The organism is Micromonospora wenchangensis, assembly GCF_002210435.1.
GTDB classification, from domain to species: Bacteria; Actinomycetota; Actinomycetes; order Mycobacteriales; family Micromonosporaceae; genus Micromonospora; species Micromonospora wenchangensis.
In genome coordinates, this window is sequence record NZ_MZMV01000036.1 from 15,705 (window position 1) to 29,862 (window position 14,158).

The 14,158-nt window shown below is 72.6% G+C and carries 6 protein-coding genes and 1 pseudogene; 5 read left to right on the top strand and 2 right to left on the bottom strand.

Features of this window, described 5'->3' with window-relative positions; genetic code table 11:
* Positions 1-669: 669 nt before the first annotated feature.
* The 4 genes from B5D80_RS33010 to B5D80_RS20460 all read left to right on the top strand — a co-directional run bounded on the left by B5D80_RS33010 (position 670) and on the right by B5D80_RS20460 (position 8,826).
* On the top strand, positions 670-2,001 hold the full coding sequence (locus B5D80_RS33010; RefSeq protein WP_144081724.1) for a hypothetical protein: 1,332 nt from the start codon (positions 670-672) through the stop codon (positions 1,999-2,001).
* Positions 1,998-3,959: a caspase family protein gene (locus tag B5D80_RS20450; protein WP_144081725.1), complete on the top strand. Its 1,962-nt coding sequence runs from the start codon at positions 1,998-2,000 to the stop codon at positions 3,957-3,959. The genes B5D80_RS33010 and B5D80_RS20450 overlap by 4 nt, the downstream gene beginning before the upstream one ends.
* A complete protein-coding gene (locus B5D80_RS34855) occupies positions 3,956-8,008 on the top strand; it encodes a CHAT domain-containing protein (RefSeq protein WP_088645521.1) in 4,053 nt (1,350 codons plus the stop codon). Before B5D80_RS20450 ends, B5D80_RS34855 begins: the two co-directional genes overlap by 4 nt.
* Before the next feature lie 146 nt (positions 8,009-8,154).
* Entirely contained in the window at positions 8,155-8,826 is a 672-nt protein-coding gene (locus tag B5D80_RS20460) for a TMEM175 family protein (RefSeq protein ID WP_245854815.1), read from the top strand.
* A 24-nt stretch (positions 8,827-8,850) separates the two neighbouring features.
* Here B5D80_RS20460 and B5D80_RS20465 read toward each other — a convergent pair whose 3' ends face one another.
* Complete coding sequence (locus B5D80_RS20465) at positions 8,851-10,452, bottom strand: phytoene desaturase family protein (protein ID WP_088645523.1); 1,602 nt, start codon at positions 10,450-10,452, stop codon at positions 8,851-8,853.
* Positions 10,453-10,646: 194 nt separating this feature from the next.
* On the opposite strand from B5D80_RS20465, the gene B5D80_RS20470 reads away from it, so the two are divergent.
* Positions 10,647-13,007 carry an MMPL family transporter gene (locus tag B5D80_RS20470; RefSeq protein ID WP_088645524.1) on the top strand — a complete coding sequence of 787 codons (2,361 nt, stop codon included), beginning with the start codon at positions 10,647-10,649 and terminating at the stop codon, positions 13,005-13,007.
* Here B5D80_RS20470 and B5D80_RS20475 read toward each other — a convergent pair.
* Positions 12,956-13,789, bottom strand: a pseudogene (locus B5D80_RS20475) (YhjD/YihY/BrkB family envelope integrity protein); the annotation flags it as partial. The gene B5D80_RS20470 and the pseudogene B5D80_RS20475 sit on opposite strands and share 52 nt — an antisense overlap.
* Positions 13,790-14,158 lie beyond the last annotated feature (369 nt).

Below are 14,158 nucleotides of genomic sequence, written 5' to 3' on the forward strand. Positions count from 1 at the left end.
TCGTTTTCCGGTGCGGCGTGATGAATGGGCGATGGTGTGGATGGTCGTCGGTTCGGGGCTGCCGTCGCGTCGACCGAAGGTCTCGAAGGGTTGACCGATCGGATAGCGGTTCCCGCCTCTTCTGATTGGAGGCTGTCCGGTGGTGGGGCGGATCCCGCTCGTCGGTCTTCCTGATGTGCCATCTGTGCGAGCGCGGCCGGGTCGGCGGGACGATCTGGCAGTACCCGGCCGGCCGGTGGGCGTTGAAACCGTCCACCCCCCACCACAGAGGCGGTTGCCTGACCGGTGTTCACCGGTCGGGATGCGACTGCTGACCTCGGCCGGACTCACACCCACTCCCTCGCGTCTCGTGTGGACACCGAGCCTGGCACGGTCGCGACCACGCGATCCCGGATTAGTACGGGATTCCCACCGCCGGATCGGCCGATGATGTGTTCCGGAGATATTTGAGGCCGGACGCGATTATCGGAAACTGTCAGTTGGTTGACAGTTCCACGTGGGGGATCGGATGGTCGACGATGATCGGACATCGCGTCGGCGGTGATCCTCCCGGGGGCGACCGGGTAGTGCGGTGGGTAAGGCCGTCCCCGTGCGGTACGAATTCCTTCAGGCGCCCTGAGACGAATCGCCGGTGGCCGGGCCGATCGGGTCCTTTCGAATGGAGACCACATGGACGCGGATGAGCCGCTGGCAGGGAACCCGCCGGTGCTGTCGATGGACGAGCCGATACGGCCGTCGGACCTGCTGGTCCGGGTGGCGCTGCTTCCCGGTTCGACCCGCGACGCGGGCACCGCCGGATTCCCCACCGATCCGGGCGGGGTGAGCCTGGGACGTCCTCTGCTCTTCCCGGTCCCCGCCGAGGAACTGCCTTCCCAGTTGCGCCGACGTGCCGGGGCTGGCGGGCTGCGCTACTACGGGGTGTTGTTCGCCTTCGATCTGGACCCACTGCCGCAGGGGGGACAGCACGCCGCGGTCCGGTTCGAGGTCGCCCTCGCCGACGAGGGCGCACTGGCCGTGCAACTGCACGCCGACGGGGGAGCCCTCGGCCTGACCTTCGGAGCTGAGCGGGCCCGCGCGGTCACTCCCGCCGCCGACCGGGCTGCCGCAGCGGCGGCAGCCCGCAACGGTTGGCTGACCCGCCTGGCACCCCGGGCGGATCGCCCCCGTGCCTGGTCGTTCGGAGCCCACCGGCACCGGTTCGGGTGGAACTACGAGGATGCCGGCGGGTCGGGCCTGCCCCTGACCTACGGACTGCACGCCCTGATCGAGGTGCCGTCCACCACCACCGTGCTCACTGGACGACTGGGGGTTCGGGTCCGGAACCGACCGGGCCGGCTTCATACCGGTGGAAGCTGGACAGCAACCCTGCACGACACCGTGCCGTTTCGTGAGGTGCTGCCCGACCGGGTGGAGCACCAGGGAGCGGCGGTCCGGTTGTGCATGGCTGCCGACGTTGCCGGCTACAGCAGGCGCCCCAACGACCTCGCTGCCCGGACCCAGTCCTGGCTGGTCCGGGTGCTCAGGGAGGCGCGTCATGCCGCCGGCATCGACGAGTCGGCCGTGTCCCTGCAGTTCCAGGGTGACGGCGAGTTCGCGGTCCTGCCTGTCGGCATCGACGAGTCGAGGGTGATCCCCCGCCTGGTCGACGGGCTCGACCTGGCATTGCGCCGGACGAACGATGGTCTCGGTCCGGCCGAACGGATGCGACTCCGATTCGCTCTCCACCGTGGTCTGATGAAGCCCGGGGACAGCGGTTGGGTCGGGGCCGCAGCGATCGCGGTACACCGGATTCTGGACAGCCCGCCCCTGCGGGCCGCCCTGCGCGACAACCCGTTGGTCGACTACGTCCTGGGCGTACCGGATGTGCTCTATCAGGACGTGCTGCGGCACTCCCAACTGCCGCCACTGCCCGAGCGCTTCGCCGAGGTGACCGTCGACCTGCCGGAGAAGGGCTTCGTCGAACACTGCTGGCTCCACGTGCCGATCGGGGAGGGGCCTTGACCGGGCGGGTCTTCGCGTTGCTGGTCGGCATCGACAGCTACCGGGCGTCGCCTCCCCTGCGCGGGTGCGGCAATGACGTGGCGCAGGTGGCGGAATTCCTTCGGGTCCGCGTCCCGGCGCAGCGGAGTCCCTCGGTCCTGGCGTTGGTCGACCACGAAGCGACCCGGGACCGCGTGGTGGCCGGATTGCGTGATCATCTCGGGCAGGCCGGGTCCGGGGACACGGCCTTGTTCTGGTTCAGCGGGCACGGCTCGCGGGCCGCTGTGCCTGGCGAACTGTGGCATCTGGAGCCGAGCGGGCAACTGCAGACCCTGGTCTGCTACGACAGCCGTCACGGCGACGTCCCCGACCTGTACGACAAGGAGGTTTCCTTACTGCTCGGCGAGGTCGCGGCCCGGGACTGTCATGTGGTTGCCGTCCTGGACAGCTGCCACTCCCACGGCGCGACCCGCAACGTACAGCGTTCGGTGCCGGATCTGACCACTCCGCCCGCAGTCGGAGCACTCCTGCCGGAACTGCGCCTCGCCGCTACCCGGGCCCCGGTCGAGCATGTGCTGCTGGCGGCCTGCCGGTCCTCCGAGGTGGCCACCGAGGAGTGGTTGGACGGCGCCTACCGGGGGTTGTTCAGCTGGGCTCTGATGGCGGCGATGCACCGGCTCGGCCCGGCGGCCACCTATCGTGAACTGCTCGCCGCCGCCCGGTGCGAGGTGGAGCGGTATGCGTCCCGACAGGTGCCGAAGCTGGACCCGGTGACCCCGGGAATCGTCGACCAGCCGTTCCTCGGTGGCCGGATCCGCCCGCCCGCCAGCGGGATGTGGCTACGCGCGGGTCAGGGCTGCTGGGAGATCGACGCGGGAGCCTGCCACGGCATCCCGACCAGGGTCGACGGGAACGGCATACGGGTGGCCGTGGCAGGCACGAGCGACGAGGCCAGGATCGTCCGGGTCGACCCGGACCGTAGCGTCGTCGAGCCGGTCGGCTGGGAACCGGACGAGGACGTGCAGTATCCGGTGGTGCTCAGCCGGGTACCCGTGCCGGAGGTCGTCCTCGCCGTCGAGGAGGCCGCGGGGCCCACCATCGACGTGGTCATGGCCGCGCTGGCCGCGTCGGGACCGACCGGGGGCCCGTCGCCGTACGTCCGGCCGTTCGTCGGGGCGGGGGAGGCTGACTCGGTCGAGTTGCGTCTACGGGCGGAGGCCCCGGATCGGGTGAGCATCCGCGACCGTGACGACGTCCCGCTCTGCGCGGACTTCACCGGGGTACACGGCGACGGTGGCCGGAGAGTCGTCGCGGCGCTTGAACACCTGGCCCAGGTACGCCTGGTCCGGACCCTGGTGAATCCGGTGTCGCGGCTGACCGGTGCGGTGTCCCTGCAACTCGTCGAGGCCCGTCCCACGGACGTGACCGCTCCGGCGCACCGTCCGGCACTGCTGCCGGGGGCTGACGGTGCGATCGTGCTGCGCTACCACTGGGAACACGGTCGCTGGGTGGCACCGACGGTCTTCGTCCGGCTGCACAACGACAGTGGTCGCCCGCTGCATGTGGTCCTGTTGAACGTCACCCAACGTCACCGGGTGCACGCCGGCCTGTTCCCCGGTGAGGACATCGCGCCCGGGAGTGCCGGCGCTGCCCTGTACGGCCGGCCGGTCGAGTTCCGGCTGCCGGCCGGAGTCCCGGTCGAGCCGGGCGCACACACCCGCGACCTGCTGATCCTGCTCGCGGCCGAGGAGGAGTTCAGTGCCGCGCCGTTCGAGCTGCCGGCCCTGGACGAGGTGGGTACGCGGCGGACCCGGGCACCGTTGGCGGTGACCGGCCTGCTCGGCCGGCTGGGCCTGGCCGCCGTGCACCGCGACGCGGGCGCCGCCGGCACGGCGTGCGACTGGCTCAGCTTGGCCCTGACGGTGGTCACCGAGGTGCCGGGGAGCACCGGTCTCAGCGGGGTGGGTCGATCCAGGTGACCGACGACCACGACCCGGACGAGCTGCCCCTCAACGAATGGATCGACGTGCTGCTCCAGCTCAGCATGGATCCGCCGGCCGACGCCGACCCGGCCGAGATCGCCGGGCTGCTCGGCGAAGCCCTCCTGGAGTGGTACGACCAGGACGGGGACGACAATCACCTCTTCGCGGCGGTCGGCGAGCTGACCCGCGCGCTGGATGTCTCCCCGCACCACACCGGCGCGGCCTGGTGGCACTACGGCCTCGGGCTTGCCCACGGTGAGCTGGCCCGGCTGGCGGCGGGACTCGAAGGGCCCGGCCGTGCCGGGGTGGCCGACCACCTGGAGCGGTCGGTGACGCAGCTGACCATGGCCCATCGGGCTTGGCCGGCTGCCGATCCCGAGCGGGACAACGTGGCGGTGGACCTGCTGGAGGCGGCCTGGAAGCGGTTCTCCTGGCATGCTCCGGACCTGGAGGAGGACTCGCCGGCTGCCGTGGCGGAGGTGGATCGTCTGGAACGGGCCATGGTGGGTGTCACGGTGGGCGACGCCGATCCTCACCGGATCCGGTACGTGCGGATGCTCGGTGGGTTGGCCCTGCTGGCCCGTTACGACTGGGCCGGCCGTCGTCGGCGGGATCTGGACGAGGGGGTGGCGCAGCTCACCGCGGCACTCGCCGGCCTGCCACCGGAGACTCCACGGTATTCGTTCGCCTCCGCCGAGTTGGCGGCGGGTTATCTGGAGCTGGCCGGCCTGGACGAGGATCCGAACAGCCTGAGCCTGGCCATCGCGGTGGCGAACCGGGCGATCCGGTCTGGCCGGCCGGACCAGCCCGGCTGGCTCAGCCTGCACCGGGGGCAAGCCTTCGGGTACGCCGCCCGGTGGGACCTCGACGACGATCCGGCGGACATCGCGGCGGCGATCGAATGCTGGCGGACCGTGCGGGCGGACGACCCGGACCCGTCCTCGGCTATCGCTCTGGCCGAGCTGCTGCACAGCCGGGCGGTCCGGACCGGGGAGGCGGACGGTCTCGCCGAGGCGGTCGAGCTGTTGGGCGGAGCGCTGCCAGCGGCACCGGACCCCGCAGCGGTCTGGTGCCAACTCGGTGCGACGCACCTGCTGCGCTGGCAACATGGTCGTGCCCCTGAGAGTCTCGCCGCCGCCCGGGCCTGCGTCGACCGGGCGCTGACCGCCGACGCCTCGACGGAGGACGTGCTGGCCGCCCACCGGATCCGCCTTCTCGCGCTCTACGAGGCGGTCTCCGACGAGGACAAGGTGGAACCGGTGGCCACGCCCGCCACTTTCGAAGGTCTGGAGCAGTCGCTGGTCGAGGCCGACCGGGTGTTGGACGAGGTGACCCAGGCGTCGCCCGCTGACCGGGGGAGACTCGCTCTCGTCATCACGTACGCGGAGTTCGCCCGGCTCGCGATCACGATGGCGGACCCCGATCTGCCCCGGCTGCGGCATTTGCTCGCGACGGCCCGGGTGGGAATCGAGGGCCAGCCGGCGGGCTTCGCCGGGGCCGTCGACACCGCGGAGGGAGTCGTCGCGAGCTTCAGCGCTGTCACGGAATTCGACTCCGACTCCGACTACGGCATGGCCGCCTTCTCCGCGGCCCTGGCCGACCAGGACTTCATCGCCGGCTCACAGGGGCGGGCGCTCACCTCCTTCACGCTGGTCTGTCGGGGGGCCCGCGTCGGTGATCTCCGCAGCTTCCGGGCCGGGACGGCCCCGCTGCCGACGCGGGGTGACGCCGCCGCCGAGGAGACGGACGCGACCTGGTCAGAGTTCGCACTCTTCGCGGCCATCATCGAGGTACTCCGCCTGGGTACCCACGCGGACGTGGTCGGGATGGGCCGTGCGCTCGCGATCGTCGAGGAACTGTACGGCGGTCTGCGTCCGTCGCGGCTGTCCCGGCACCTGCTCGATCCCCTCGTCGAAGCGTGCCGGGATCACTACGCGCTCCTGGCACGTGCCACGAGCGAGTCGCCCCGGCCCCGGCCCCCGGTCCCGCTGCCGGCCGGGCCGCTGACCCCGCCTGACCTGCTCACCATCCTCCTGACCGCCGGGACGCAGGTGCACTCGGCGACCAAGCACCAGGACGTGGGGTTGCTCCGGCGCTGGGCCGACCACCTGATCGGGCTCGCCCACCGACAGTTGCCCTTGTCCGGGCTACGGAAGTCCGTGCTCAGCCTCGCCGGCAAGGCCGAACTCGCGCGGGCGGCTGCGGCTGGGGACCGCGGGTCGGCGGCCCGCGCGGTCCGGTACCTCGGCCAGGCGCTCGCCGAGAGCGTCGGTCCCGCTGATCCGCTCTGGTCCGACATGGTCGGCGACCACGCGGAGGCGCTGCGCCGATCAGGGGATCCGGACCGGGCGGCGACCCGGCGGCTCGGCTTGTCCGCGTTGCAGGGGCAGGCCCGGCAGGTTCTCCTCCAGTCCGGCACCGACCAGGCGTTGGAGACGGCGCGGTCGGCCGCCGCCGCCGCGGCCCGGGTGGTCCGTTGGTGCCTTCAGGACGAGGCCGACGACGATCTGCTCACCGCCCTGGACGCCGGCCGGAGCCTGACCCTGCACGCGGCGACCGCCGGTCACACCGTGGTGGAGTTGCTCGGTCGTGCCGGTCGGAACGACCTGGCTGCGGAGTGGCAGGACTCCGGGGGCCTGGGTCGCGACCACTTCACCGGTGACCTGCTCGGGGCGGTCGTCACCGCCGGGGAGGCACCTGACGATCTGCGCCTGCGGGTGCTGCGTGCGCTGGAGAACGCCGGTCTCCTCGACGACCTGCTGACCCAGGTGCGGACGGACGAGGTCCGTGCCGCCCTGCACGGACTGGACTTCGACGCCCTCGTCTATCTCGTACCGGCCGCAGGGGCGGTGCCGGGGCTCGCGGTCGTGGTACCCGCCGTCGGCGACATCCTTCCGCTGAGCTTCCCCGACCTGTTGGCGGGCCCCGGCAGCCCGGTACGTCGACTGTTGGCGGCGGCCCTGGGCCCGGCCGTGCTGGGCGACGCGGCGGCACCCGGATCGCGCGGCGTCATGCTCCGTCCGGATACCGACGTCGTGGCGACCAACGGGCGGCCCGTTGCGGGGACGGTGCCGCGGGACGCCGGTGCGGTGGGCGGCGAGGTGGGAGGGCCGGCTGCCGTTGCGCGGGCCACCTACATCGACGACCTGTGTCGGTGGGCGTGGCGGGCGGTGGTGGGACGCCTCGTCGCCGACCTGCGGGGGTTACGACCGGACCGACCGGCCCGGGTGGTGCTGGTGCCGATGGGAGTGTTCGGGCTGGTGCCATGGCACGCCGCGTACGAGGAGACCGTCACCGGTCGCCGTTACGCAGTCCACGACCTGGTGATCTCGTACGCGCCGTCGGCCCGGATCCTCTGTGCGACGGCGGCCCGGCCGGTACGGGCGGTCCGATCCGCCCTGGTGGTCGGCGATCCGCTGAGTGACCTGCGGTATGCGGGCATCGAGGCGCATGCGGTGTACGAGCGGTTCCACCACAGTGGCGACTTCCTGGGCGCGGATCCTGATCCGCGACGCCGGGCCAGCCCGGAGGGTGTGCTGGCGTGGATTCGTGCCGTCAGGCCCGGCCCGTCCCTGCTGCACTTCGCCTGTCACGCGCGGGTGGACCCGGCTCGGCCGGCCGATGCCCACCTGCTGCTTGCCGGGGGGCCGTTGCCGGCCCGGGAGCTGCTGCAGGCGTCCCGCCTGGCGCAACTCGACCTCGGTCAGGTGTTCCTGGCCGCCTGCACGACGCACGCCGCAGGTGGGGCCTACGACGAGGCGTTCAGTCTGGCCACCTGCTTCCTGGCGGCCGGTGCCCACACCGTGTTCGGTTCGTTGTGGCAGGTGCCGGACGAGGGCACCTCGCTGCTCATGTACCTCGTGCATCACCTGCTGTACGAGGAGGGCTGTGCCCCGGCCGACGCTCTGCACCGGGCCCAGTTGTGGATGCTCGACCCGGACCGTGAGCCGCCGGCCGGGATGCCGGCCGTACTGGCCGCGGAGTGTTCACGGCCGGGCCTGGCCGACCCGATCTCCTGGGCCGCGTTCACCCACCAGGGCCGATGACGCCTTCTACTCTTGTCCCCCGATCGCCGGCCTGCGAGGCGAGGATGACAAAGGCGGCGAAACGGCCCTGTTTTGGTAACCGACGGTCCACGATCGTTGTGGGGCCGCGATTCGATGCGGTGCCCCGGTTGAGGGGTGGGGGTGGGGTGGGGGACGAGGAGGAGTACGAGTTCGGGCAGCGGCGGGAGAAGGAGCGGGACGCGTCGCGGGTGGAGGCGTTCAGCGACGCGGTGATCGCGATCGTGCTCACCCTGATGGCGGTGGAGCTGCTCCAACTCAGCCCGCAGCGGCCCGAGGGCCAGGACCTGCCCGGGGCGCTGTTCCACGAGTGGCCCGCCTACCTCGCGTACGTGATCACGTTCGTGATCGTCGGGCAGGTCTGGTTGACCCACCACAACATGTGGCGGTACGTCGTCAAGGTCGACCAACTGCTGCTCGTCCTCAATCTGCTGTTGCTGCTGTTCGTGGCGGCCATTCCGTTCGCGGCCAGCCTGCTCGCCGACAATCTGCGGGGCACCGTCGCCGACCAGCGGCTGACCGCCGCGCTCTACGTGGGCACGGTGCTCGGTGAGGCGCTGTTCTTCAACCTGAGCTGGTGGTGGGCCCGCCGTCGTCGACTGCTCGACCCGGGGCTGGACCCCCGGCTGGCCCGCGCCGTGGCCCGCCGGTTCCTGCTCGGCCCGGTGCTGTACGTCGTCGCGTTCGGTATCTCCTTCGTCGACCCGGTGCTCAGCCTCGCGGCGTACTTCCTGCTCACCGGGCTATACCTGATCCGGGGTCCGGGCGACCTGCCGTCCTCCCGCCCGACCCCCGCCTGAGCGGGGGCACGGGCCGGGCGGGTGTCAGCGGCCGAGGTCGGCGAGGATGCGCTGGGCGGCGTTGTGACCGGCCGCGCCGATCACGCTGCCCGCCGGGTGGCAGCCGGCGCTGCCCGCGTACACGCCGTCGATGCCTGTGGCGTACGGCATCCGGTCGGTGAACGAGACGGTGTTGTCGACGTGGTGGATGTGCCCGCCGGTGATGCCGAAGTGCGCCTCGATGCCGGGCGGGGGCAGCGGCACCGCGTCGGCGATCAGGTCACCGGTGCCCGGGGCGTACCGTTCGCAGATCTCCACCAGCCGGGCGACGTAGCCGGGCAGCGCGGTGTCCCAGTCGGTGCCGGCCAGCGTGTAGGGCACCGACTGGACGAACAGCGCCGACGAGTGGTGCCCGGCCGGGTCGGACAGCGACGGGTCGACCGTGGTGTGCAGGTACCACTCGATGGTCGGCTCGTCGGGCAGCCGCCCGGCCCGTACGTCGGCCCACATCGCCCGCAGCGCCGCCATCGGCGACGCGCCACCCGCCCCGACCAGCGACGCCGACCCGGGCAGCAGGTGGATGGTGGACCCGAACGGGCTGGGCGCGTCGGCCGGCAGGCAGGAGAACCGGGGCAGCCCGGTCAACGCCAGGTTGAGCTTCAGGGTGGTGCCGGGCCGGCGGACCGCCGCCATCCGCGCGCCCAGCTCCGCCGGCAGCGCGCCGTCGGGCACCAGCTCCATCAGCCGGTACGGGTCACACGCGCCGAGCACCACCTCGGCGGCGACCTCCCGCCCGTCGGCCAGCCGCACGCCGGAGGCCGCGCCCCCGGACAGGGTGACGGCGTCGACCCGGGCACCGGTCAGGATGGTCGCCCCGGCCGCCCGCGCGGCCTCGGCGAAGGTGCGGGAGACGGTGCCCATCCCGCCCTGGGCGATCATCCAGGTGCCGTCCGCGCCGGGCAGCCGGCACATGTTGTGCACCAGGAAGTTGTGGCCGGTGCCGGGGTCGTCCGGGCCGGCGTTGAGGCCGGACAGCCCGTCGGTGACCGCGTACATGCTGACCAGCAGTTCGGAGCGGAAGTCGAACCGGGCCAGGTAGTCGGCGACGGAACCTCGGACCAGGTCGACGAAGACCTGCCGCAGTTCGGGGCGGACGTAGCGCTCGGCGGTCTGCTCCACCGGCAGCGGCTCGGCGAGCCAGGCCGGTGCCAGGTCGGCGCGGAGCTGCGCCAGTTCGGCCTGGAGCGCGTCGTCGGCGGCCACGTCGGCGGGGGAGAAGAACTCGGTGAGCTGCCGCCGGGTCGCTGCGGTGTCGCTGCCGAACAGCAGGTACGGCGCACCGGGCCCACCCGGGGTGGGCAGGAAGTAGTGCGGGTCGCGGCGCAGCACGGGGATGCGCACGTCGAGGGTGGCGAGCAGCTCCGGCGGCATCAGCCCCAGCAGGTACGACCCGGTGGAGTGGCGCAGCGCGGGCACCTTCGGGAACGGGTTCTCGGTACGGGTGGCCCCGCCGATCACCTCCGCCGCCTCCAGCACCAGCACGTCCAGCCCGGCGCGGGCCAGCAGGACGGCGGAGACCAGCCCGTTGTGCCCCGATCCGACGATCACGACGTCGGCGCGGGACGGCAGCTCACTCGCATCGCTCATGCCTGGGCAGCCTAGTGCGGTGCGCGGCGTGAAGTCTGCCGCCTCGACCGGCGGGACCGGCCGGTCCCGGCCCGTCGAACGTGAACGGTTGTTGCGATAGTGGACGTCGATCGCTGTGGGGCGGTCCCGGTGGGCGGCCCGGGTGCGGGCGGCGGTGGTTCGACGGGCCGGCGGGTCGACGAGGGGAGAGGCCGATGTTCGCCTGGTGGGGGCGGGTGGTGGTGCGCGCCCGGTGGGCGGTGCTGGCCGTGGCCGGGGTGCTGATCGCGGTCGGGGCGACCTGGGGCACCGGGGTGTTCGGCGAGCTGAGCGGGGGTGGCTTCGACGACCCGTCGAGCGAGTCCAGCCGGACCGTGCAGCGGGTCACCGCCGAACTCAGCAGGCAGGGCGCGGACGTGATCGTCCTGTGGTCCAGCGACACCGTCACCGTCGAGGACCCGCAGTTCCGTGACCCGGTGACCTTCACGGTGGCCGGGCTGCGCCAGCGCGCCGAGGTGGCCGAGGTGACCACCTGGTACGACGCGCCCGCGCCCGCGCTGGTCGCCACCGACCACCGGGCCACCTACGCGCTGGTCAAGCTCACCGGCGGCGACGAGGACGCCCGCTCGGCGCAGTTCGCGGCGCTGCGCCCCGCACTGGACGCGCCCGGCCTGCGGACCGACGTCGGCGGGCTGGTGGCGTTCCAGGAGGCGGCCACGACCCAGAGCACCGAGGACGTCACCCGCGCCGAACTGCTGTCCATGCCGGTGCTGCTGGTGCTGCTCGTGTTGATCTTCGGTGGGCTGGTCGCCGCCGGCACCCCGCTGCTCGTCGGCGGGCTGGCCATCCTCGGCGCGTTCCTCGCGGTACGCCTGGTCAACATGGTCACCGACGTGTCGATCTTCGCGATCAACGTGATCACCCTGATCGGCCTCGGGATGGCTGTCGACTACGCGCTGTTCATCGTCAGCCGGTTCCGGGAGGAGTTGGCCGCCGGCCGGTCCACCGCCGAGGCGATCCGCCGCACCATGCTCACCGCCGGCCGGACCGTCTTCGTCTCCGGGCTCACCGTCGCGCTCGCCATGGCCAGCCTGCTGATCTTCCCGCAGCCGTTCCTGCGGTCGATGGGCTTCGGCGGGATGGCCGCCGTGCTGATCGCCATGCTGGCCGCGTTGACCGTGCTTCCGGCCCTGCTGGTGGTGCTCGGCCACCGGGTGGACGCGGTGCGCGTACCGCTGCCGGGGCGGCGGGGGACGCGGGGTGGGCGGCCGGCGGCGGGTGCGGCCGGCGGCGCGTGGGCCCGGATCGCGCGCAGCGTGATGCGCCGGCCGGCGCTGTACCTGGTGGGGGTCGCGCTGCTGCTCGGCGTGCTGGCCACTCCGTTCGCGCGGATCACCTTCGGCGGGGTCGACGAGCGGGTGCTGCCGGCGGACGCCGCGCCCCGGGTGGTCTCGGAGCGGATCGCCGCCGAGTTCCCCGGCGGCACGATCGCCCCGGTCGAGGTACTGGTCTCCGGCGCGCCGGCCGACGCGGTACGCCCGTTCGCCGACCGGATCGCGGCGCTGCCCGGGGTGACCGGGGTGCAGGTCACGGCGGCGAAGGGGGAGTCCACCCTGCTGTCGGTGAGCTACCCGGGGGAGCCGACCGGCGACGCCGCCCGGGACGTGGTGCGGGCGCTGCGCGACCTGCCCGGCCCGGACGGGGCGCAGGTGCTGGTCGGCGGGCGACCCGCCGCCGACGTCGACCTGCTGGACAGCCTCGGCGACCGGCTGCCGTGGATGGCCCTGCTGATGGCCGGCGCGACCCTGCTGCTGCTCTTCCTCGCCTTCGGCTCGGTGGTGCTGCCGGTCAAGGCGGTGCTGATGAACCTGCTGTCGATCGGCGCGTCGTTCGGCGTGGTGGTCTGGATCTTCCAGGACGGCCACCTGTCCGGCCTGCTCGGCTTCACCTCCACCGGGTTCATCGAGCCGAGCAACCTCATCCTGATGCTCGCGGTGCTGTTCGGGCTGGCCACCGACTACGAGGTGTTCCTGCTCAGTCGGGTCCGCGAGGAGTGGGACCGCACCGGCGACAACACCGCCTCGGTCGCCGCCGGCCTGCAACGCACCGGCCGGATCATCACCGCCGCCGCGCTCCTGCTGATCATCGTGGTGGCCGGTTTCACCACCGGCGGGATGGCCTACATCAAGCTGATCGGCGTCGGCATGATCGTGGCGATCGTGGTGGACGCGACGCTGGTCCGGGCGCTGCTCGTGCCGGCCACCATGCGGCTGCTGGGCCGGTGGAACTGGTGGGCCCCGACGCCCCTGGCCCGGTTCTGGGCCCGCTACGGCCTGCGCGAGACCGACGACCCGGCGGCGTCGCCGACCCCGGACGCCTCGGAGCCGACGGCCCCGACGGCCGGGTCGGTTCCGGCGGACGCGGACGCGGACGCCGTGGGGTGGTTCGCCGTCGCGGGCCGGGACGTCCCGGCGGCGTCGGCCCCGGATCGGGACGCCGACCCGGAATCGGACGTCGACCCGGAGGCGGCGGCGCGGCGGGCCCGCCAGCGGGACAACGCGAGGGTGGCCGAGTAGCCGGCCAGCACGATCACGTGGAACAGGTAGAGCCAGAGCAGCACCGCGACGCCGGCCCCGACCGGGTCGAAGCCGCCGAACGGCACCCCGAGATCCAGCGGGAGCGAGCAGAACAGCACGAAGCCGTGCAGGAAGCCGGAGAGGTTGGCGGCGGTGAACGAGCCGACCGCCAACGTCGACAGCCAGTCCGGTGAGGCCGGCCCGACCACCCGGAACACCCACATCAGCACCGGGGTGAGCACCAGCCACACCGCCAGGAACGACAGCACGATGCCCAGGGCGGCGACCCAGCCGCCCTGCCGGATCAGCCGGGTGGTGGTGGGCAGCGCGATGAGGATCGACAGCAGCAGGGCGGGGGCGGGGGCGAGCAGCGGCAGCAGCAGCAACCGGCCCCGCCAGCCGACCAGCGACTCGTCCGGGTTGGGCGCGGTGGCGACCGAGACGAACGCCCGGCGCAGCCCCTCACCGTAGAGCGAGGCGGGCAGCAGGGAGGCCAGCGCCAGCAGCGGGGTCAACTGCACCCCGGCGTTGACCAGCGCGTCCACCGCCTCGGGCGCACCGATCGCGTCCGGCAGCGTCTCCACGGCGTACGCGGTGAGCCGGCGTACCCGGTCCGCGCCGGCCAGCAGCGAGGTCAGCCAGATCGCCAGCAGGGCGACGGGCACCACGGCGATCGCCCCGTAGAAGGTGATCGCGGCGGCGTGCAGGGAGAGGTCCCGTCCGCGTACCGGCCGGAACGCGGCGCTGGTGATCCGTTTCGTACGCTGCCATGCGTCGCCCATCGCGATGTTCTTCCCCCTGTCGCCCGCCGCCACGCATCACGATCCCGCGTCAGGGCCGTGCGCCGTCGACGATCGGGCCAACTGGGCCGATGCTGCGGTGTCGGGACGCCGGGATGGCGCAACATCGGCCCCGGCGAGTGGATCACCAGCGGACCGGCCGGCGGCTAGGCGGTCATTAGCCGCAATCCGGACGACGTCTTGCGGTATCGACAGACGTCACCCTATTCTCGCTTGTGGAAAGCGCTTTCCAGATGCTCAGTGCGGGTGCCCCGGCGAGTTCCACCACCGCCGCAGGCGCCAGTTCGCCGTGCGCGGCAGCGCGGCGAGCGGGTCGACCCGACCACCGGCGCAGACATCCCTGGCCGGCCG

Excerpts from the sequence above, each read along its gene's own strand:
- B5D80_RS33010 (WP_144081724.1), top strand. The coding sequence starts at position 670 with ATGGACGCGGATGAGCCGCTGGCAGGGAACCCGCCGGTGCTGTCGATG.
- B5D80_RS20465 (WP_088645523.1), bottom strand. The coding sequence starts at position 10,452 with ATGAGCGATGCGAGTGAGCTGCCGTCCCGCGCCGACGTCGTGATCGTC.
- B5D80_RS20470 (WP_088645524.1), top strand. The coding sequence starts at position 10,647 with ATGTTCGCCTGGTGGGGGCGGGTGGTGGTGCGCGCCCGGTGGGCGGTG.